The organism is Streptomyces sp. NBC_00878 (genome assembly GCF_026341515.1).
In the GTDB taxonomy this organism is placed as follows: Bacteria; Actinomycetota; Actinomycetes; order Streptomycetales; family Streptomycetaceae; genus Streptomyces.
Genome location: NZ_JAPEOK010000001.1, coordinates 283,188 through 303,379, shown reverse-complemented (window position 1 = coordinate 303,379; position 20,192 = coordinate 283,188). Strand labels below are relative to the sequence as shown.

General features: G+C 69.9%; 21 protein-coding genes and 2 pseudogenes. 5 read left to right on the top strand and 18 right to left on the bottom strand.

Annotated features, from left to right (window positions below; translation table 11 throughout):
* Nucleotides 1-31 precede the first annotated feature (31 nt).
* Nucleotides 32-1,322: pseudogene (locus tag OHA11_RS01075) on the bottom strand (MFS transporter); the annotation flags it as partial.
* A gap of 1 nt (nucleotide 1,323) precedes the next feature.
* A pseudogene (locus OHA11_RS01070) lies at nucleotides 1,324-2,133 on the bottom strand (amidohydrolase family protein); the annotation flags it as partial.
* Here OHA11_RS01070 and OHA11_RS01065 point away from each other — a divergent pair.
* The 3 genes from OHA11_RS01065 (at nucleotide 2,063) to OHA11_RS01055 (ending at nucleotide 4,873) form a co-directional block, all read left to right on the top strand.
* Entirely contained in the window at nucleotides 2,063-2,359 is a 297-nt protein-coding gene (locus OHA11_RS01065) for a winged helix-turn-helix domain-containing protein (protein ID WP_266506848.1), read from the top strand. The pseudogene OHA11_RS01070 and the gene OHA11_RS01065 overlap by 71 nt on opposite strands.
* A gap of 11 nt (nucleotides 2,360-2,370) precedes the next feature.
* Nucleotides 2,371-3,783, top strand: coding sequence for a HAMP domain-containing sensor histidine kinase (locus OHA11_RS01060; RefSeq protein ID WP_266491039.1), 1,413 nt, complete (start codon nucleotides 2,371-2,373; stop codon nucleotides 3,781-3,783).
* A 358-nt stretch (nucleotides 3,784-4,141) separates the two neighbouring features.
* The gene (locus OHA11_RS01055) at nucleotides 4,142-4,873 is read left to right on the top strand and encodes a TAXI family TRAP transporter solute-binding subunit (protein WP_323186501.1); all 732 of its coding nucleotides are present in this window, start codon (nucleotides 4,142-4,144) and stop codon (nucleotides 4,871-4,873) included.
* A gap of 76 nt (nucleotides 4,874-4,949) precedes the next feature.
* On the opposite strand, the gene OHA11_RS01050 is transcribed toward OHA11_RS01055, so the two are convergent.
* Both OHA11_RS01050 and OHA11_RS01045 read right to left on the bottom strand, forming a co-directional pair.
* Nucleotides 4,950-5,120, bottom strand: a complete 171-nt coding sequence (locus OHA11_RS01050) for a hypothetical protein (RefSeq protein WP_266491038.1) — start codon at nucleotides 5,118-5,120, stop codon at nucleotides 4,950-4,952.
* 81 nt (nucleotides 5,121-5,201) lie between these two features.
* A complete protein-coding gene (locus OHA11_RS01045; protein ID WP_266491035.1) occupies nucleotides 5,202-5,558 on the bottom strand; it encodes a PRC-barrel domain-containing protein in 357 nt (118 codons plus the stop codon).
* Between the two features lie 504 nt (nucleotides 5,559-6,062).
* On the opposite strand from OHA11_RS01045, the gene OHA11_RS01040 reads away from it, so the two are divergent.
* Nucleotides 6,063-6,374, top strand: a complete 312-nt coding sequence (locus OHA11_RS01040; protein WP_266491034.1) for an ANTAR domain-containing protein — start codon at nucleotides 6,063-6,065, stop codon at nucleotides 6,372-6,374.
* Nucleotides 6,375-6,495: 121 nt separating this feature from the next.
* On the opposite strand, the gene OHA11_RS01035 is transcribed toward OHA11_RS01040, so the two are convergent.
* The 3 genes from OHA11_RS01035 to OHA11_RS01025 form a co-directional block, all read right to left on the bottom strand.
* Nucleotides 6,496-8,142, bottom strand: coding sequence for a transposase (locus OHA11_RS01035; RefSeq protein ID WP_266491033.1), 1,647 nt, complete (start codon nucleotides 8,140-8,142; stop codon nucleotides 6,496-6,498).
* A complete protein-coding gene (locus tag OHA11_RS01030; protein WP_266491030.1) occupies nucleotides 8,135-8,713 on the bottom strand; it encodes an IS607 family transposase in 579 nt (192 codons plus the stop codon). The genes OHA11_RS01035 and OHA11_RS01030 overlap by 8 nt, the downstream gene beginning before the upstream one ends.
* 151 nt (nucleotides 8,714-8,864) lie before the next feature.
* Nucleotides 8,865-9,464, bottom strand: a complete 600-nt coding sequence (locus OHA11_RS01025) for a hypothetical protein (protein WP_266491028.1) — start codon at nucleotides 9,462-9,464, stop codon at nucleotides 8,865-8,867.
* Nucleotides 9,465-9,945: 481 nt separating this feature from the next.
* Here OHA11_RS01025 and OHA11_RS01020 point away from each other — a divergent pair, with 481 nt between their 5' ends.
* Entirely contained in the window at nucleotides 9,946-10,764 is an 819-nt protein-coding gene (locus OHA11_RS01020; RefSeq protein ID WP_266491026.1) for a SigB/SigF/SigG family RNA polymerase sigma factor, read from the top strand.
* A 51-nt stretch (nucleotides 10,765-10,815) separates the two neighbouring features.
* On the opposite strand, the gene OHA11_RS01015 is transcribed toward OHA11_RS01020, so the two are convergent.
* The 11 genes from OHA11_RS01015 to OHA11_RS00965 all read right to left on the bottom strand — a co-directional run bounded on the left by OHA11_RS01015 (nucleotide 10,816) and on the right by OHA11_RS00965 (nucleotide 20,192).
* Entirely contained in the window at nucleotides 10,816-11,532 is a 717-nt protein-coding gene (locus OHA11_RS01015) for a GAF and ANTAR domain-containing protein (protein ID WP_266491024.1), read from the bottom strand.
* A gap of 78 nt (nucleotides 11,533-11,610) precedes the next feature.
* Entirely contained in the window at nucleotides 11,611-12,390 is a 780-nt protein-coding gene (locus tag OHA11_RS01010) for an ANTAR domain-containing protein (protein ID WP_266491021.1), read from the bottom strand.
* Nucleotides 12,387-12,983 (bottom strand): hypothetical protein, encoded by a 597-nt coding sequence (locus OHA11_RS01005; protein WP_266491019.1) that lies wholly within the window; start codon nucleotides 12,981-12,983, stop codon nucleotides 12,387-12,389. The genes OHA11_RS01010 and OHA11_RS01005 overlap by 4 nt, the downstream gene beginning before the upstream one ends.
* 73 nt (nucleotides 12,984-13,056) lie before the next feature.
* On the bottom strand, nucleotides 13,057-13,224 hold the full coding sequence (locus tag OHA11_RS01000) for a hypothetical protein (protein ID WP_266491016.1): 168 nt from the start codon (nucleotides 13,222-13,224) through the stop codon (nucleotides 13,057-13,059).
* 284 nt (nucleotides 13,225-13,508) lie between these two features.
* Complete coding sequence (locus OHA11_RS00995; protein ID WP_266491014.1) at nucleotides 13,509-14,030, bottom strand: DUF5994 family protein; 522 nt, start codon at nucleotides 14,028-14,030, stop codon at nucleotides 13,509-13,511.
* A 291-nt stretch (nucleotides 14,031-14,321) separates the two neighbouring features.
* Nucleotides 14,322-14,996: a 4-carboxy-4-hydroxy-2-oxoadipate aldolase/oxaloacetate decarboxylase gene (locus OHA11_RS00990; protein WP_266491012.1), complete on the bottom strand. Its 675-nt coding sequence runs from the start codon at nucleotides 14,994-14,996 to the stop codon at nucleotides 14,322-14,324.
* A gap of 49 nt (nucleotides 14,997-15,045) precedes the next feature.
* Nucleotides 15,046-16,281: an aspartate transaminase gene (locus OHA11_RS00985; RefSeq protein WP_266491010.1), complete on the bottom strand. Its 1,236-nt coding sequence runs from the start codon at nucleotides 16,279-16,281 to the stop codon at nucleotides 15,046-15,048.
* A 1-nt stretch (nucleotide 16,282) separates the two neighbouring features.
* Nucleotides 16,283-17,026: an SDR family oxidoreductase gene (locus OHA11_RS00980; protein WP_266491009.1), complete on the bottom strand. Its 744-nt coding sequence runs from the start codon at nucleotides 17,024-17,026 to the stop codon at nucleotides 16,283-16,285.
* 75 nt (nucleotides 17,027-17,101) lie between these two features.
* A complete protein-coding gene (locus OHA11_RS00975; protein ID WP_266491007.1) occupies nucleotides 17,102-18,418 on the bottom strand; it encodes an MFS transporter in 1,317 nt (438 codons plus the stop codon).
* Nucleotides 18,419-18,442: 24 nt separating this feature from the next.
* The gene (locus OHA11_RS00970; protein WP_266491003.1) at nucleotides 18,443-19,462 is read right to left on the bottom strand and encodes a biotin-dependent carboxyltransferase family protein; all 1,020 of its coding nucleotides are present in this window, start codon (nucleotides 19,460-19,462) and stop codon (nucleotides 18,443-18,445) included.
* On the bottom strand, nucleotides 19,455-20,192 hold the full coding sequence (locus OHA11_RS00965) for an allophanate hydrolase subunit 1 (RefSeq protein ID WP_266491000.1): 738 nt from the start codon (nucleotides 20,190-20,192) through the stop codon (nucleotides 19,455-19,457). Before OHA11_RS00965 ends, OHA11_RS00970 begins: the two co-directional genes overlap by 8 nt.

Sequence of the window (20,192 nt, the reverse complement as noted above, 5' to 3'; positions counted from 1 at the left end):
GGGGGACGACCGGGATCCGGGGCGGCCCGGCTCAGGCAGGGGCGCCCGCGTCTTGCCGTTCCGTTCTGGCAAGGCGTGCCGAGCGTGTCAGGGGACCGAAGAGAGCCAGGGCGATCGCGCCGACCAGCCAGGTGCCGGCGATGAAGTAGAAGACGCTCTGATACCCGTGGCCGTTGTAGAGGGCCGCGACGATCAGTGGACCGGCGGCGTTCGACAGCCTGCCGAGGCCGTACGAGACGCTCGTGCCCAGCGAGCGACTCCGTGTGTCGAAGAGTTCGGGCGAGTAGGCATAGGCGAGTGCCGGGTAGCCACGCTCGAAGAGATTCACCAGGAAGCCGAAGACGATGATGAGGGCCGGGTTGAAGGTGAGCCCGTACAACAGGCCGCACACCGCGATCACGAGACCGAAGGCGACCAGACACCACTTGCGCTCGAACCGGTCGGTGACGAGGGACGCCAGAAAGCAGCCGAGCGGGGCACCGACCGTGGTCAGAGCCACGTAGAAGACGGACTTCTCGACGCTGAATCCCTCCTTGGCCAGGAGGGTGGGCGCCCAGCTCGAATACCCGAAGAAGCCGATGGTCTGCGTCATCCACAGCACCGTCAGCAGCAGGGTCGGGAACAGGTACTTCTTCTGGAGGAGCAGGCGCAGCGGGGCCTTGGCCGACGGCGTCTCGGTGACGGGGGGGAGCGGGCTCGGGAAGGGGGCCCTTCTCCGCGGCGACGCTCGCCTCGATCTCCCGGAGGACCGCGTCCGCCTCGGCGTGGTCTCCCCGGCTTTCCAGCCAGCGGGGTGACTCCTTGAGATGCCGGGTGAACAGGATGAGCAGGATGCCCAGGGAACCCCAGATGTAGACCAGCCGCCACGATCAGTCGGTGAGCGGCACGACCGCGCTGGCGATGAGGTTGGTGACGGGCGTGCCGCAGATGCCGATGACGATGGCGTACGCCTGGTACTTGCCGCGGATCGCCGACGGATACATCTCGTTGATGTAGACGACTCCCACGACGGTCATCGCCGACAGACCCGCCGAGGTCAGGACGCGGAAAACGCCGAGGGACACGAGATCCCAGGAGAACGCCGCCGCGAACGAGAAGACGCCGAAGAACAGCGTCGTCCACAGCAGCGCCCGCTTGCGGCCCCACCGGTCGGCGATGGCCCCGGCGACGATGGCCCCGATGAACATGCCGACGAACGACAAGGACGTGACGTAGGCGACCTGGTCGACCGTCACGCCCCACAGGTCGATCAGTTTCGGTGCGGTGGTGGCGAAGCTGTTGATGTCCGCGAACTCGAAGAAGTAGGCGAAGGCGACGGCCAGACGGGAACTCCTCCACGACGCGGCGGCCGAAGGGAACGACGTCGGTGTAGGCGTGCCGTTCGCCGTCCAGGGCCGCGGGTCCGGTCACGCTGAGGCGTTCGGGGCAGGTCACCTTCACCCAGACGTCGTTGTCGTCGACGAAGCGCAGGAACCGGGTGAACCGCGGCCCGTCCACCGGCTGGGTCACGTCCGGCCGCCCCAGGTGGTCCACCACCAGCGGAGTGGGCAACGAACCGAAGAAGCCCTCCAGTTCGGGCAGGTCGGCGCCCTCGAAGTAGAGGACGATGTGCCAGCCCAGCGGGGCGACCTTCTTCGCGATCGTGCGCAGGGCGTCCTCGGGCGAGGCGTCGACCAGACGCCGTACGAAGTTGAAGCGCACTCCGCGCACACCCGCCGCGTCGAGTTGGAGCAGCTCGGCCTCGCTGATGTCCGGACGGACGGTCGCGACGCCACGTGCCCTGCCGTCGGCCGTCCGGACGGCATCCACCATGGCGGAGTTGTCCGCCCCGTGGCAGGTGGCCTGCACGATGACGTTGCGGGCGACGCCCAAGTGGTCGCGGAGCGCGAACAGTTCGGCCTTGCCGCCGTCGCAGGGCGTGTACTTCCGTTCCGGTGCGAAGGGGAACTCCGCCTGCGGGCCGAAGACATGACAGTGGACGTCGACGGTCCCCGGCGGAAGCCGGAACGTCGGCTCGGACGGGTGCTGGTACCAGTCCAGCCAGCCGGGGGTCTTGGGCGAGGTGGACCTCGACGCACGCAGGGTCCTGGTCGGCGGCGTGGAGGCCGAGCTGACCACCAAGGAGTTCGACATCCTCGCCGTACTGGCCGGGCGGGCGGGCACGGCGGTCAGCCGCCAGCAGCTCCTGGACGAGGTGTGGGGCGACGCCTACCAGACCGTGTCCCGCTCCCTCGACGTCCACCTCACCCAGCTGCGCGCCAAGCTGCGCCGCCCCGAACTGCTCACCACGATCCGGGGCTTCGGCTACCGCTTCGGGGGCCTCGGGAGCGTCGGGAACCTCGGGAACCTCGGGGACTGAGGAGCCGACGCGTGCGCACCCGGGTCCAGGCCGCACTGCTGGTCTTCGCCGTGCTCGCGGTGGCCGCGTTCGCCGTTCCGCTGCTGCTGTTCACCGCCTCCGACCGCACCCAGCAGCTGGTTCTCGCCCGCAGCGCCGACCTCGACCGCTTCGCGTCCCTCATGGACCAGGCCACGGCGACCGGCGACACCTCGGCCGTCGCCGCCGAAGCGCGCCGCTACACCCAGCTGTACGGGGAGTCGCTCGTGGTCACCGACACGCGCCGGGGCCCTGTCGTCGAGACGGGCGGTATGCGGGCCGCCGACCCCGCCGTCGCCCGGCTGCTCGACGCGGCCCTGCGCAACCAGACCGCGCACCCCGCGGGCGCGCTGCGTCCCTGGTCGTGTGGGCACCGGATGTTCGCCGAGCCCGCGGGCACCGGGACCCAGGTCTCCGGGGCCGTCGTGCTGCGGGCCTCGGTGGGCACCGCCGCGGACGACATCACCCGGCGCTGGGCCGCGGTTCGCGCCGGAACGGCGCTGGTCGCCGTCGCCTGTACGGTCCTCGCCCGGGCCGCGACGGACTGGGTGGTCAGCCCGCTGCGTCGCCTCGACCGTGCCGTCGGCCGACTCGCGGCAGGACTCCCACCCGACCGGACGAGGGCCGGTGGCCCGCCCGAACTGCGCCAGCTGGCTTCCGGGTTCAACCGCATGGCGCGTACCGTCACGGCGGCCCTGGAGCAGCAACGCCGGCTCGTCGCCGACACCTCGCACCAGATGCGCAACCCGATGGCGGCGCTCAGAGTGCGGGTCGACGCCCTGCACACCCATCTGCCCGCGTCGGCCGACCGCACGTACACCGGAGTCACCACCGAGCTCGACCGTCTGGAGACCCTCCTCGACGACATGCTGGCCCTCGCCACCGCGGAACACCGGGCCGGGGAACTGACGGTGACCGACGGCTCGGACGGCCACTGCGACGCGGCGGCGGTCGCGGCCGCCCAGTACCGCCTGTGGGAGCCGGTCGCCAGCCGCGCCGGAGCCCGCCTCACCACTCAGGCCGCCGATGCCCCGGTCATGGCCGTCGGCACGGACCGCGAACTCGCCCAGATCACGGACATTCTCCTGGACAACGCCATCAAGTACGCGGGCCGGGGAGCCGAGATCTCGTTGTGCTGCACCACCGAAGGCCCGCTCGCGGTCCTCACGGTGACGGACGACGGCCCGGGGCTGGACACCCAGGAACTCCCCCTGGCCACCACCAGGTTCTGGCGCGCGGGCCGACAACGACAGGACGGCACGGCGGGTACGGGGCTGGGCCTCGCCATCGCCGAACAACTGCTGGCGGGTCGGGGAGGCCGACTGGAGCTGGAGCCGTCGCGACCGCGGGGGCTGCGGGCCAGAGCGATCGTGCCGCGCGCGCTTTTCGACGGCGGCGCGCCGTGAACGGCCGGGCCGCCGATCGTGGGCCCGCACGCATGCGCGTTCCTCGTGGGCCCGTACCCATGCGCGCGGCTGGTCGGCCCGTATCGGTGCGCGTGGTGTGTCCCGCGCCCATGCGCGGCGCTCGTCGGCCCGTACCCATGCGCGTCGCCCCGGGGCCCGGCGAAACCACCGCATCGCGGAGCCCGCGCATCCGCGCCGCCTCTCGACGCGCCCAGGGCGGTGCTCCGTGAGCCGCCCTGCCGACTGCCGGACGGCTCCTGCTGACAGCCACAGCGCTGCCGACTACCCCATCGCTCCTGCCGACCGCCGTACAGCCCCTGCGGACTCGCGTACCGCTCCTCCCGACCGCCGTACCGCCTTGCGTGCCGACCTCGCGCTCGTCCTCACCGACACCGCACGGGCCGCCGCGGGCACCGCCCTCTTCCCGCGCCCGGTGCCTCTGCGCGCGATCGGCAGGGTCTACGGGACCTACCTCCAGTTCGCCGTCCGCGCCGACTCGCCCGTGCGTGCCGTCTCCGATCTGGCCGGACACGCCGTCTCGCTCGGTGCGGCCGGATCGGGCGCGGCCGTACTCGGCGAGCGGATCCTGCACGCCGCGGGCCTTTCGCCCGGCACCGACGTCCCGGTACGTCATCTGCCGCTGGCCGCCGCGGCAGGCGCCCTGCGGTCGGGCTCGGTCGACGCGCTGCTCGTCGCGGGCGGCGTACCGCTGCCGGCCCTCTCCGATCTCGACGACCGGTTCGGCCTGCGGTTCCTGCCCCTGGCCGGTCTGCTGCCCCGGCTCGGCGGTCTCGGTGGCCGCGACGGCCTGGCCGGCTCCGGCCTGGAAGAGGTGACACTGCCGCACGGTGCGTACCGGGCGGCGGACGGTGTCGCCACCATCGGAGTGTCCAACCTGTTGGTGTGCCGCCCCGACCTCGCCCGTGGCGTGGCCGACGCGCTCACTCGCCTGCTGGTGCTCCGCGCGACGGCGCTCGTTCCCGACAATGCCGTCGGCACGCAGTTTCTCGACGTGCGCAGCCTGATCGGTACGGGCGGCATCGGACTGCATCCCGGGGCGGTCGCGGCGTACCGCTCGCTGCACGGCTGATCGGCCACCCCGTGAGTCCCGTGAGTCCTGTGAGTCCTGTGAGTCCTGTGAGTCCCGTCAGTTCCCGTTGGTCCCGTCAGCGAACGGGACGCTGCCTGGCTCGCCGGGACCACCGTACGGAGGCAAAGGTGATATCGGCCGCCAGGACCAGGATGCCGATCACCAGCAGATAGCCCAGGCCATCGGCTGCCACGCCGATGATTCCCAGGATCATGGCGGCGAGGACGAGCAGCAGGAAGAGCACCATCGCCCGCACACCTCCTTCGAGCGGACTGCCGTCTCGGTGTCTCAGCGACTCGGCGTCTCAGCGACTCGGCGTCTGAGCGCCTCAGCGCCGTGCGAGTTGCCGTTCGCCGTCGGCGCCCGGTTGGTAGTCCTTGCCGTAGTAGCGGAAGATCTCTTCCTCCTGCTCGGCGGGCAGAATGTCGTCCGTCCCGATGGCAGGCGCCTTTTTCACCAGGCTCTTGGCGTAGGAGACCTTGAGATAGCCCGGCCCGAGGGTCGTTTCGTCGAGGGGGACGAAGACCAGACGGTGCCGGGTGGGCAGTCCGGTCCGGACGGTGGCCACGGCCGGTTCGTCGGTGGCGGTGTCCACATACACCGCTTCCAGCGCGCCGATCCTGTGGCCCTTCGGATCGACGACGTCCTCGTTGCGCCATTCTCGGATATCGGCCGTCTGGATCATGCCGTCTCCCCTCTGGGCGAGGCGCCTGCCGGCGTCGGCTGTCCTGATTTTACTACTGTCCGTGTGCGTCGGACATGCACAGCCGGTCGCCCGGGCAGGCAAGCGAATGTGTACCTGCCTGTCGTGCGATGCGCGCGACGCGACGGCCAGCGGATCATTGCCCCCCTCGCGGAGCATCGGCCGTGCCGGAGCCGGGTGACGACAAGCGGGTTCAGATGTCAAGTAGCCAGCTGTTGACGGCAGTACCTGCTGACGTCGCACGGTATCCGCAACCTCTGGGCAGGACTACGCTGTTGAGTGACGCCTCAGTCCCCGGCAGCGATGTCCCCTTTCCGCTCCCGGGAGGCCCACCGTGTTCGTCCTGCTTCTCGGCCTCATCATCGGCAAGGCCGAGGTCGGCTGCGTCGGGACAGGGCGATGCGTTGTGAGGTACGCGCCGTGCGTCAGGTGACCACGCACCGCGAAGAACAGCGGATGTTGGCGGCTGAGGCTGAGGCTGCGGCTGTGGCTGTGGCGAGGGATGCGGCTCTGCTGGCCGAGGTCGTCGAACTGCGTGCCAGGAACGAGCAGTTGGAGCGGGCGCTGGTGACGCGTGCGGTGATCGACCAGGCGCGCGGCATGGTGATGGCTCTGGCGCCATGCTCCAGCGAGAGGGGCTGGGATGTGCTCGTGGGTGTGTCGCAGCACTGCAACATCAAGCTCCGGGACGTGGCCGCGGCCCTGGTCGCCACGACGGAGGACGAGACGCTCCCGGAAGAGATACAGCGGGAGCTTCGCCGCGCCCTGCGGCGCCTGCACGCGGCGGACCGGAGGTGACGGCGTGCGCTCCAGCGGATGGCACCGGGAGCTGTGAGTTCAACTCTCCGGTGCCTTCGTCCGGGCCGGCCGTCGGACGCCCCTGCTGAGTAGCCTTGTCGACGGATCCCAAACACCGTTCCTAGTCAGTGATCAGGAGTGAGTCTTGGACCCACGTCCTGGTACTGCGCGCATCCCGAACGGTTTTGGATGCACTGGTCTCCCGCGTTCCCTGGTGTGTCCCCGTTCGGTCACGTGCATCGTGTGCACGCTCCGTGACGAGGTGGCGGGTTTCCTCGCGTCCTCGGGTGCCTGGTCTGGCCTGGACGGTCCGATGCCCCACAGCATCGCTCTGGTGCGGTGGGGGCGGTGCCGTCCGTCGCCGGACCGGGTATCCGAGGGCGCGCCTGCCGATCGCGACCGATGCCGCGTCATGGCGAGTCATTTTGCGTCGGGGGGTGGCCAGCGGCTTCTGCCAGTGCTGGCCTCCCCACTGGGAGGTGTACGCCGGGTCGACGGCCACGATCGACAGACCGAGCTCGGCGGCCATCGAGACAAGGCGTGCCTTGAGTTTCCCGGTGGGGATGCCGGTGATGAGCTGACGGAACTGCTTCTTGCGGCCGTGCTTCTCGCGGGTCTTCTCGGAGGTGAAATCGAGGTTTTCCAGGCCGATGGCCGCGGCGCCCACGCGCTTGGCCCAGTGCAGGACCTGGGTGATGGCGTGCCGGATCTGCGCGTCCCGGTGATTCGCGGTGCCGGACAGGTCGTAGTGGAAGCGGCGGGGCTCGCCGGTCGGGTTGCCGTGGGTGTCGAGCTGGTAGGCGGCGAAGTGGTCGGCGTTGGTGTCCACGCCGATCATGCCGTTCGCGCGGGCCGTGTGAAGGGGAACCGTCTGGACGACGGGGCGTTGCCAGGACGCGGTGATGTACCAGCGTCCGCGGTCTGTGTCGAGGTGGATGCGGTAGGCCACGGCCCGGTTGCCCTCGATACGGTCGGCCCACTCCTGGCCCCGGTGCGCGAACGTCACCTTCGATGTCAGGACGTACCGGCCGTGCGGGGCGTTCGCGTGGTGCGCGAGCGGTGCGGGCAGCTTGATGGATACTCCGCCGTCGGGGGCGACGCGGATCGTTTCGTTTCCGAAGCGTTTGCCCGACTCGCCGTCAGCGGCCAAAAACCAGCGCTCCGCCTCCCATCGCTTGCGCCACTCGGCCTCGGTGAGCCGGGCCTTCGCGAGATGGTGGCGGGTGTTGGCGAGGCGTTTCCCGCCGCGCACGACTCGCACCCGCCCCGTCTCCCAGTCGCAGACAGCGGCATCGTGGCGGGCCTCCAAAGCGGCCAGGCGGCGGGACTTGGCGTGCCACTCTTTCTTCGACCGGTAGCCGCCCGGAGCCCGCTTCGAGCCTTTCTCCGTCAGGGGGAGGGACAGCCGGTGCCGCAGCGTGCGGATTCCGGCTTCGAGGTTCTGGACGTGCGCGGCCTGGCAGCGGCGAGCGAGTGCCCACTGATCGTGGGTGGCCTTCGTGATCGCCCCGGCGATCCGGGAGGACGACTCTTTCGTCAGCTCCCGCTTCCGCGCCGCCCACGTCTGGCCGGAGTGCTCGTGTCCGTCCGCGCAGCGTGTCCTGAGGTCGCGGGAGGCCAGACGGCCCTGGTGCTCACCCACGAGGCGCAGCACCTTCTCGTCCTCGGCGGTCAGGCACTTGAGGCGGTCGCGGATGGCGACACCGGAGGGGCCAAGGGCCACGAACGGCGCCTCGATGGCCCGCACCGGCTTCTTCGGCCTACCCATTTCTGGCCGCCGCTTCCAGTGCCTTCTGTGCCCGGTTCTTCGCGGAGTGGCGGCCGTAGAGGCGGGCACAGAACGAGGTCAGCACCTCCACCATGTCGCGTACGAGGTCGTCTTCCACCTCACCCTCATCGAGGACGACCAGGCGGCGGCCGGTCGCGGACAGCGCGGCCTCGACCAGTTCCACGTTCATGCGGCCGAGCCGGTCTTTGTGCTCCACCACCACGGCCGTCACATCCGGATCGGCCAGCAGCCGGCGGGCCTTGATGCGCGAGCCGTTCATCCCCGATCCGATCTCGGACTCCACCCGCACCACCCGGTGACCGGCCTGCGTCGCCCACCGGGTGAGCCGCGCGGTCTGGCGTTCCAGGTCGGCCTTCTGGTCGTGCGAGGACACGCGAGCATACAGTCCGACACCACCCGTCACAGACGGTGATGCATTCGCATCCATGTTCACCAGGATCGTGCGTGGTCCGACTCGTTCCGCAGGGACCGGCAAGGTGCCCTCACGGAACCAGCGGTACGCAGTCCGGGGAGCAATCCCCTGCGCCCGCGCCCATTCCGTCAGGTTCATAAGCCAAGATCATACAACACTCATGACCCGTAAAAGACACTTATGAACACTCAATCACCAACAGTTGGTTACCCCCACGACTCCTTGGCCCGGTTCGGTCCGGTCAGAGGCTGTCGGGGTGCGGGAGAGGCAGGTCCGGCGCGACGGGCGGCTATTCGGGCCGTTGGGTCCGGTCGTTGTGGGCGAGGCCGTCCGGATGCTCCGACGTACGTTCTCCGAGGGGAAGAACCAGTACCTGTAGGGCTGTTGGGCCGGGCAGCCGGTGGATCTGTCCGGCCTCCTGCCAGCCCCAGTTCGTGAAGGCCGCACAGGTCGAACGATCGGACCGATCCACCAAGGTCACGCCGAGGTAAGCCTGGTGATCTCCGAGCAGGCGCTCCTGCAGTCGGCGGGCGAGCCCGTGGGCGTGCTGGTGGGGGTGGACGAGGGTGTCGAGGATCGCGAAGACATGTCCGGACGCGGTGAGTTGCTCCAGGTTCTGCGGCAGCGGTCCGTGGAACCCCTGCCACCAGGAGCCGTCGCGCGGCACGGGGCATCCGAAGGCGCAGCCGGTCAGGGACCGTGCCTCGGCGACCAGCATGTCGAATCCCGGCAGTTGTACGTCGCCCTCCAGACGGCTCAGGAACTTCTGCCGGTCGCGGAACTCCTCACCGGGCGAGGCTGCGGAGGACTCCACGTACAGATCCGCCAGGTCCTCCCGCAGGCCCTCGGCCTGCCAGCGGTTCAGCCGGCGCAACCGCACCGTGTCCATGGCGGACGGCTCAGAGACTTCGGGATCGTGTGATTGCGGCGGGGTGCGCATGGGGCGCCTCGGTTCCAGACACTGGGAGACGTGTGGGACAGGCATCGTTGCCAACTGGTGGTGCACCGCCGGGGTCTGGGACGCGTGCTCAGCAGCATAGCCCCGGATCGGCGCCGCGCCGGGGCCTGTTGGGAGCACGGGGCCACTGTGGCGGTGGCAGCCGGACGATGAACGATGAACACGCCGACCGGCTTTGTCGGGGCACGTGGGGGACGCGGCGACGATCCGGGCGACGGCTGGGCCGCCGCAGGTGTGTGCCGGAGGACTCTTCGGCCGGAGAACCGTTTGAAAGGCGGGCTGCCCGGGAACCCGTCGGACGTGCTTCGGACCGGAGGCACGCCCGTGGGGGCAGCTGTCGCTGCTCCCCAGTGTGCTGGGGTCCGGCGGCTCCCACGGTGAGCGATGCCACCGATGAGGGAGACACATGCCCATGCCGAACACACGCACGCCGAACCGGCCGAGCAGACGTGTCTACGATGACGCCCCGGACACCGACGCCGTGTTCCGCCGTATCGCGGCCTTACCGAACGGCCCGGAGAGGTCGGCGCTGCAGCAGGAGGTCGTGTGCGCCTGGGGTCCGATGGCCGAACGACTTGCCCGGCGGTTCCGTCATCGCGGCGAGTCCTTCGAGGATCTCAAGCAGGTCGCCCAGCTGGGCCTGGTCAAAGCGGTGTCCCGCTTCGACACGGACCTCGGCACCGCCTTTCCGAGCTTCGCCATACCGACGATCCTCGGCGAGGTGAAGCGGCACTTCCGCGACGACCTGTGGGTTGTGCACGTACCGCGTCGCGTACAGGAGCTTCGCAGCCGGGTCCGCTCCGCCGGCAACGAGTGCGCTTCGCTCAACGGCCGCGAACCCTCGGCCCATGAGATCGCGGCGCACACCGGCCTCACCGAGGCGGAGGTACGACTGGGCCAAGGAGCCCTGGAGGCATACACCGTCCTGTCCATGGACGCCCTGCCGGGCCACTCCGCGGACAGCTACCCCTTGACCGACACCCTCGGTGGCGTGGAGCCCGGCTTTGACCGGATCGTCAACCGCGAGGCGCTCCGACCGCTCCTGCAGGCGCTGCCCGAACGCGAACGACAGATCCTCTACATGAGGTTCTTCTGCGAGATGACCCAGCAGCGCATCGCCCTGCAGCTCGGCCTCTCCCAGATGCATGTCTCCCGTCTGATCACCCGCATCTGCGCCGGCCTGCGCGATCAGGTGTGGGCCGAGGTCCACGATCTGAGGAGGGCGTCGTGACGACGTTCCGCGTGCACGGGCGACGCCGGGGCCGGGGGAGGGCCTCGGTGGTCAGGCGCCGAGACCGGCGAGGGACTCGGAGTCGTTGATGAAGGCGCGCGCGACATCGGCGAGGCGACGGTTGTGGGAGCGGGCGTAGCCGCGCAGCGCGGTGAAGGCCTGTTCCATGTCGATGTTCTGGCGTTCGGCGAGTTTGCCCTTGGCCTGTTCGATCAGTACCCGGCTGTTCAACGCCGTCTGGAGTTGTTCGTTGAGGACGGTGCTGCGGTGGGTGGTGCGTTGTTGGAGGAGGCTGATGGTGGCGACATCGGCGAGGGCCTGGGCGATGAGGGTGGCGGCGGGGTCGAAGGGGCCAGGGGTGGCGCGGAAGAGGTTCAGGGCGCCGACGACCTCGTCGCGCAGGCGCATCGGAAGGGCCTGGACGGCGCCGAATCCGCTGCGGTGGGCCGCCGTGACGAAGCGTGGCCAGCGGTCGACCTCCCGGGTCAGGTCGGGGACGATCACCGGCGTGCCGGTGCGGAAGCATTCCAGACAGGGGCCCTCGTCGTTCTGGAGCTGGAAGAGCTCCAGCAGGCGTACCTGTTCGTCGGAGGCGGCCATGACGCGGAGTTTGCCGTCGCGGTCGGCGAGCAGCACCCCGGCGGCGCCTGCGCCGAGCATGCCGACGCAGCGGTCGGTGAGCAGGCGCAGGAAGTCGATGAGGTCGAAGTCGGCGACCAGGTTGTCGGCGAGCTCGACGAAGGTCTTGGCCAGGAGCTGCTGATTCATCGTGACACCCTTGTTTGAGGCTGGTCCCGCCGGGAGGGGGCGGGAAGTGCGGCACGTTCGTCGGTTGGCACCGGTGTGTCAGGCGCTCTCGTCGGTCTCGTCGGTTTGGTCAGTCGCGTCGGGTTCCGCGTCGGGGGTGAAACGGAGCCGGTGGGCCACCACGTCGGCGGCCACGTCGGCGAGCCGGAGTCCCCGCACATAGGCGTGGGCGCGGAGCCGGATGAACGCTTCGTCGATGCCGACGCCGAGTTGGACGGTGAGGATGCCGCTGGCCTGGTCGATCTCCGCCCTGTAGGGGCGCAGGTCCTCGAAGCCGGGCTCCGGCGCCGGTCCGCCACTCGTGGCGTCCGCCTCGACGATCTGCGTGTCGAGCAGAAGCAGTGTCGCGAGATCGGCGAACGCCAGCGCGTCGGCCAGTTGCTCGGCGTCGAGCACGGTCGGCACGTCGGCGTACAGGTCCAGAACTCCCGGGCTGATCGCCCCCATCTGCAGGGGGAGCGCGAAGAGAGCGCGCGCTCCGGCTTCCAGAGCCGCATCGGCGAACACGGCCCAGTGTTCCTGCAGTTCACCGATGAGCAGATCGGGCGTCAGGACGGCGGAACCTCGTACGAAGGCGTCCACACAGGGCCCTTCGCCCAGGGTGAGCTGGAGCTCCTCCAGTTGCTCGCTGATGTCGTCGGTGCTGCACAGCGGATGGCTTGCCGCGGTCGGGGACATCGCGGACAGTCCGGCTCCGCCGACCGGCAGGGCGGCCACGGCCGCGGTACACACGTCCACCACGCCGACTCGCGCGCCGCGTCGGGCCGCCTGCTCGGCGACCAGCACCTGGATCCGGGCGGACCGGCTGTCGGGCCTCACCCGGGCGACCGCGTCCGGGCGTCGTCGACAAGGCCCTCCAGCCCCTCACCGGTTTGTTCCCCGATGGGAAGGACCAGCACCCGGAGCGCCGTGGCGCTGATGGACCGCCAGACCTCTCCCGCGTCCTGCCAACCCCAGGAGTGGAGCGCGGCGAGGGCGGGGTGATCGGCCTGGTCCACCAAGGTGGCGCCGAGTGACGCCCGGTGGTCGGTCAGCAGCCGTTCCTGCAACCGGCGGGCCACGTCCCGGTCGCGCGGGTGGGGGCGCACCAGGATGTCGGTGACCGCGAAGACACGGCCGGACTCGGCGAGTTGCTCGATACCGCGCGGCAGGGCACCGTCGAACCCGAGCCACCAGAAGGCGTCGCCGCGCACCGGGAAGCCGAAGGCGCATCCCACCAGGTGGTCCGTCTCCGCGACGGCCATGGCGAACCCCGGCTGACGGATGTCGCCGGTGAGACGGTTCAGGAAGTCCTGGCGGCCGGGACGGCGGTACGCCTCACGAGGTGACGGCCCGTGGGAGGCCACGTACAGATCCGCCAGCTCCTCGCCCAGGTCCTGCGCCGACCGGCGATTTACTCGACGCAAGCGCACCGCGTCCGTCGTGGACGACGCGCCGCCACGCAGGCTCGCACCGACCCGACGACTGCCCGGGAGCGGGCGGGGGTCAGCTGAGGGCATGTGACGAGCCGGAGTCGGAGTCCGCCGGGGCAGGGACGGCCAGTTCGGGGAGTGCCACACGCTTCGCGTACTGCTGGACGTTGCGCAGGCTCATGGCGAGCAGGGCCGGCCCGGCCGCGGAGTACGCCACCTGCACGGTGATCAGAACGCCCATGGTTCTCACATTCCTCATGTCGATGGTGTCCCCGGACCCGAGCGGTCCGGGAGACACACGGCACGGGAAGACCCCGGCCTGTCAGCTCTGGTGCGGCGGCCGGGGTCCTGGGCTGCGGGTTGTGTCGTCCGGTACGGCCATGGCCATCGAGGCGGGGAGCGCGGTGACTCACTTCCGTTGTCCGGGCCCGGCTCCGTGGCCGGAGCCGCCCGCCTGCCCCGCCTGCCTTGGTCTCGGCGATCGCCGCGACTGCTCGTTCCGGCGCGACCGAGTACCTTCCGCACTCACGCCTCATGGCCTCCTTCGGAGTCCCAGACCGCCTCCACGGCACGGTCGGTCTCCGTCACCGTGCGCAGGCGCGCCGCCTCCGCCATCAGCTCGCTCGCGGTCGACGTGCGCAGTGGATCGCTCGCGGCGGCCATCAGCCAGGCGGCCGAGACGGGACTCGTCTGCGGAGGGATCACCAGCAGGTCCCAGCGGCCCACGCGGTAGGAGAGGAGCAGCATCTGGTGGGGGTCCTGCTGGGTCATGAACGACCCCACCTTCACGACGTGCCCTTCGACGGGCACCTTGCGCGGGACGGTCGGCCAGAGTGCGGGATTCACTGTCACTCTGGTGATCCGCCCCCACAGCGCATCGAGTACGGCGGTCAGTGAAGGAAGTTCCGCCCCGAGGTCGCGGGAGCGCGGCCACCAGGCGCCGTCCAGCAGAGCCGGTGCGGAACCGCTGGGAGCCAGTGATATGCGCAGTGCCGGAGGAGAGGGCCGGTCTTCGAGTGTCGGCGCGAACGAATCGGTCGCAGTCATGATGCGAACCCTGCTCCGGACCGGTCGGAACCGGCTCGGCGTAGTCAATCGCCGAAAACGACACGAGCATGGAGGCCGGTGCGCGAAATACTCTCGGTAACCCCAGCCTACTCCTCTGACAAGTCGTACGGATTGCGCCCAGGCACGGTGGTGTGAACGGACGACGGGCCCGGAAGTCGTCGAGGTGCACATCGCCGTCAACGATGTGCACCTCCGGTCGACGGCGCGACGGCGCGACGGCGCGCGGGCTCGACGACTTCGAACGCGGACGTGGACCTACGCGTCGAGCGCCTACTCGTCGATGACGAGGCCCTTCGCTTCGAGCACGGCGGCGAGTCGGCTGACCTCGATGACGCTCTTCCCGGAGCGGTATGCGGCGATGTAGGCGTCCTCGGCCTCGACCCGTTCCTGGGACTTGCCGATGACCTCCGCGACGTCGTCGCGCCGTACCACGACCACGCCGTCGGCGTCGGCGCGCACCACGTCTCCCGGATGGATGATCTCGCCGCCGATCAGCACCGGTTCGGCCATCGGTCCCACGGTCTCCTTGACGGTGCCCTTCATGCAGACGCTGTGGGAGAAGACCGGGAAGCCGAGCTCGCGAAGTTCCTGGGTGTCCCGGACGCCGGTGTCGGTGACGAGGCCGCCCAGGCCCTTGGCCACACAGGCGTTGGCCAGTACGTCCCCGAAGGAGCCCGCCTCGGCGTACGCGCCGGCGGAGACGACGATGACGTCGCCGGGCTGGGCGTGCGCGATGGCGACCTGGAGCATGATGTTGTCCCGCGGAGCGCACCGCACGGTGAACGCGGGACCGCACAGGGACATGGTGTGGTCGACCGGCTTGATGGTCGAGTCGAGGGCGCCCAGGCGGCCCTGTGCCTCGTGGATCGTGGCGGCGGAGTACTTGCTCAGCTGCTCGACCAGGGCCGGGTCGGGCCGGTCGAACTTCGTGCTGACGCGGATCATGACGCTCCTTCGAGTCATCAGGAGGGGCGGGCGGGTGCGGGCGGGTCTTCTAGGAGGGGTCGGCCGGGGACAGGTCCGCGCAGGCGCGGCCGACGCGCTCGCAGGCCTCGGTGAGGACGTCGGTCGAGGTCGCGAAGGAGATCCGGAAGTAGCCCGGGGCCCCGTACGCGGCACCATGGATGACCGCCACCTGCTGGGACTCCAGGAGGTAGCGGGCGAAGTCCTCGTCCGAGCGGATCACTTCCCCCGAGGGCGTCCACTTCCCGAGTACGTCCGCGCAGTTGACGAAGGCGTAGAAGCCGCCGTCGGGCGGGGTGCAGGACAGGCTCGGGATGTCGTTGACCAGCTTCACCGTCAGGTCGCGGCGGCTGCGGTAGACGGCGACGCACTCGTGGACGAAGGCCTGGTCGCCGGTGAGCGCGGCGACCGCGGCGGCCTGGCTGATCGACGACGGGCACGACGAGATCTGCGACTGGAGGGTGTTGACCGCCGCCACCAGCGAGGCGGAGCCGGCGCCGTAGCCGATCCGCCAGCCGGTCATCGCGTACGTCTTGGAGACGCCGTTGGTGAGGAACACCCGGTCGGTCAGGCGTGGTTCGACGGCGGCGAGGCTGGGGACCTGGCCCGGCTCGTACCAGATCTCGTCGTAGATCTCGTCGGTCAGCACCTGGACGTGCGGGTGGGCGAGCAACACGTCGGCCAGGGCGCGGAGTTCGTCGACCGTGTAGGCGGCTCCCGTGGGGTTGCTGGGAGCGTTGAGGATCACCCAGCGCGTCCGGTCGGTGATCGCCGATTCCAGCTGCCGGGGAGTCAGCTTGAAGGCGTCCGTCTCCGGGCAGGGCACGACGACCGGTGTGCCGTCGTTGGCGAGGACCATGTCCGGATACGACACCCAGTACGGAGCGGGGATGATCACCTCGTCGCCGGTGTCGAGGGTGGCCATCAGCGCGAGGAAGATGACCTGCTTGGCTCCGCCGCCGACGGCGATCCGGTCCGAGGAGTAGCGCAGTCCGTGCCGCTGCTCCAGCTTCTGTGCGATGGCGGCCCGCAGTTGGGGCGTGCCGTTGACCGGGGTGTACTTCGTGTCGCCCCGCCGGATCGCCTCGAACGCGGCGGCCTTCACATGGTCGGGGGTGTCGAAGTCGGGCTCGCCCACGGTGAGGTCCAGGATGGCGAGTCCCTGTGCCTTCAGTTCCCGCACGCGCTGGGCGGCCGCGGTGCTCGGCGACGGCTTGATGCGCTGGACGCGCCGGGCGGTCGTCGTGGGAGTCGTGGAGGTCGCCATGTCAGTCGGTCCGCCTCTCGAAGTTGAGGCCACCTGGCACCTGGAACGTCGGCAGGATCTCGATGTGGCCGATGTTCACGTGGCGCGGCGAGTCGACGGCGAACTCGATGGCGTCCGCGATGTCCTCCGGCTTGAGCGACTCGTAGCCGTCGTAGAACTGCTTCTGGGCCTCTTCCATGTCGCCGAGGAGCCGTCCGAAGATCTCCGTCTCCACCCGGCCGGGGCAGATCTCGGTGACCCGGATCCGGCGGCCGTATCCGTCGACGCGCAGCTGCCGGGAGAGCGTGTGCACGGCCGCCTTGGTGGCGTGGTAGACGGTGTTCCCGCCGAAGTTGTAGACGCCGGCGATGGAGCTGACGTTGACGATGTGCCCGAGGTCGCGCTCGACCATCCCGGGCATGATCAGGCGTACGAGGTGCAGTACGGCCTGGAGGTTGACCGCGATCTGCTCGTCCACGGCGAACTCGTCGGCGGAGAGGATGTTCCCGGTGCGGGAGACCCCGGCGTTGTTGACCAGGACGTCGACCTTGAGGCCCCGGAGGGTCTCGGTGAGGGCGGCGGTGTCGGTGATGTCGACGGCGTGCGGGGTGCAGCCCGTACGCCGCGCGAGGTCGTCGAGCCGCTCGGCGTTACGGGCGACGGCGTGGACTTCGAGTCCCTGCTTGGCCAGCCGCTCGACGACCACCGCCCCGATTCCGGTCGAGGCTCCTGTCACCAGGGCGGTCTTGTAGTCGGAAAAGGGCATGTGGGTGCGCTCCTAGAGATCCTGGAGAGGTGGGGGGTGGGAGAGAGGTGGGGGGTGCAGGTGATCGGCGGCCGGTTACGCGTCGCGCAGCGGCAGGTGTGCCCTGTCCTTGACCCGGGACACGGCGATGAGCGTGCCGAGTGCGGTGATGACCGCGTAGAAGGCGGGCATGTTGACGTTGCCGGTCTTGTTGATGAGGTACGTCATCAGCAGGGGAGCGGTGCCGCCGAAGAGGGCCGCGGAGACGTTGTAGCCGAGCCCGTAGGCGGAGTAGCGCACCCGGGTGGGGAACAGCTCGACGAGCAGGATGTGGATGACGCCGGTGTGCCCGGCGAAGATGACCGCCATGATGCAGGCGCCCAGGATGGCGAGCGGGACGCTGCCGGTGCCGATGAGCAGGTAACAGGGAATACCGGCGATGGCCATGGCGACGGCGGCGCCCGCGAGGACCTTCTTGCGGCCGATGCGGTCGGAGAGGCTGCCCATGTACGGGATGGCGATCGAGATGGCCACCAGGCTGGTCGCGGTGACGAGCAGGCCCTGCACCTTGCTGAAGTTGAGCTCGGTGTTCATGAAGGTCGGCATGTAGCTGAACAGGACGTAGTAGCCGGAGCCGTTCATGAGCGGGATGAACAGGGCGAGCAGCATCGCGCGGCGGTGTTCGGCAGACGAGAAGGCTTCCTTGAGCGGGTTCTTCGACAGGCCGCCGGCCTCCTTGAGGCGGTTGAAGTTGGGGGTGTCGCTGATCCGCTTGCGGATGTAGATGCCGGTGATGCCGAGCGGGACGGCGAGCAGGAACGGGATGCGCCAGCCCCATGACTCCATGCGGTCCTGGCCGAGGCCGCTGGTCATGGCGGCGGCGATCAGCGTTCCGGTGAGCAGGGAGAGGAACGAGGCGATCTGGGCGTAACTCGTGTACAGGCCGCGCTTGCCCTCGGGGGCGTGTTCGGCGAGGAAGCTCATCGCGCCGGAGGCCTCGCCGCCGACCGAGAAGCCCTGTGCGACGCGCAACAGGATGAGCAGGGCGGGAGCCGCGATGCCGATGCTCGCGTACGTCGGCAGGACGCCGATCGCCGCGGTCGCCACGCTGATCAGCATGATGACGAAGACCAGCATGCGCTGTCGGCCGATGCGGTCGCCGAGGTGGCCGCAGATGATCGCGCCGAGGGGCCGGAAGAAGAACGAGACGGCGTAGCCGAGGAAGACGAACTGGACGGCGGTCGCGTTGTCCGTGTTCGGGAAGAACACGACGGCCAGGGTGCCCGCCATGAAGCCGAAGATTCCGTTGTCGTAGAGCTCGGCGAAGATGCCGACGCACCCGGCGAGGGTGACTTTGCGCGCGGTTCTCGAATCGACGGTGTTGGGCACCGGCTGAGCGGCCACGGTACTCATGTTGTTCTCCTGTCTGTTGGCAGGTTACGGGGAGACGGGGACGGTGCGTGCGGGGCTGGTGGGGATGCGCAGGGCGTCGAAGACGGTGCCCACGCGGTTTTGGAGGGCCTGGACGGCGTTTCGCTGGGCGCGGTGGGCGGCCACGGCCTCCGCGACGGTCCGGCGGCGGAAGCGGACGGACTGGCCCGGTCCGACCTGGCCGAGGGTGGACAGGCCGGTCGCGGTCACGACGGCCAGTACCGGATAGCCGGCGGTGACGCCGCGGCCCCGGTGCAGGACGAGCAGTTCGTCGCCCGCGGGGACCTCGACGGCGCCGACGGGGACGCCGCGCGAGAGCACCTCGCCGGTCGCGACGCGCCGGGGCACGTCACCGGCCATCCGCAGCCCGATGTGGTTGCTCTGCGGGCTGACGGTGAACTCCGACCGGAACAGCCGGTCGGCCGTGTCACCGAACTCGGCGAGGTCGGGGCCGTCGGTCACGTCGATGGTCCACGGCGACGGGAGGCGGGTCATGGGGAAGCGGGGCACGGGTGCGCGCAGCCGGAACAGCGGGATGCGGTACTCGGGGTGGTCGACGGGCGGGCAGTGCCGCTGGAGGCCGAGCTCGTCCCCGTCACTCAGTGAGCGGCCGAAGCCGAGGATCGTGTCGGGCGCACAACTGCCTTGCAGGTACGGGGTGTTGAACGAACCGAGCACGGCCAGGTAGACCCGGATGCCGTGCCGGATACCGCTGATGCGGATCGTCTCGCCGGACCGTACGGAGAGGGGTTCCCACTGCGGTCGTACGACGCCGTCGACGGTCACGTCCGCCGCCGCACCGGTCACCGCGACGAGTACGTCGGTCGACGGCGTGCAGCTGAAGTCCAGAGCAGTGATCTCGACCAGCGGCGCCCCCTGGGCGTTGCCGCAGAGCACGTTGGCGACGCGGGCGGAGTGCTGGTCGAGCGCGCCGTTCACCGGCAGGCCGTAGCGGGAACGCCCGAACCGGCCCAGATCCTGCACGGTCGCCAGACCGGCCCGGTGGATGGTCAGGGTGTCAGCCATGCGACACCGCCAGGGAGCGGCCGGCGTGGTCGTCCCACTGCTCGGGCGATATGGGTACGAAGCGGAAGGTGTCGCCGGGCCGGTACGCCGTCAGCGGGTCGGCGTCGAGGTCCTCCAGGACGCGCAGGGGCGTGCGGCCGAGCAGGGGCCAGCCGCCGGGGGACGGCATGGGGCAGATCACTGCCTGCCGCCCGGCCACCGCGATCGACCCGGGCAGCACCCGCGTCCGCGGTGAGGCCAGCCTCGGTACCGGGCGGGGGAACGCCGGGCCGTCCATCATCGGAGCGCCGGCCGGTGCGCCGAGGCAGCGGACGGTGAGGTCCGCACCGGAGTGCAGTTCCACCACCTCCCGCTCACTCAGCTCCAACTGCTCGGCGACCACGGGCAGATCAGGGCCGAATTCGCCGCCGTACACCACCGGGACGACGAAACGCCGGGCCTTGGCCGACGGCACCGGACCCTCCCCGAGCCGGTCGGCCTCGTGCCGCAGGACGCGCCGTACCGTCGTGTGATCGGTGTCGGCGCAGTCGAACTCGACGAGCAGCGAGTCGTAGGTGGGGACGATGCCGTGCACCCCGTCGAGCCGTACCGCGTCGAACGCGTCGGCCAGGGCGTGCACGACCCGCCAGCTTCGCTCGGCGTCCATGCCGACGGCCTTGGCCACGACGGCCGAATCGCCGCAGTCCACGATCACGACGCTGCCTTCCACGGTGTCCGCGCTGCCGTCCAC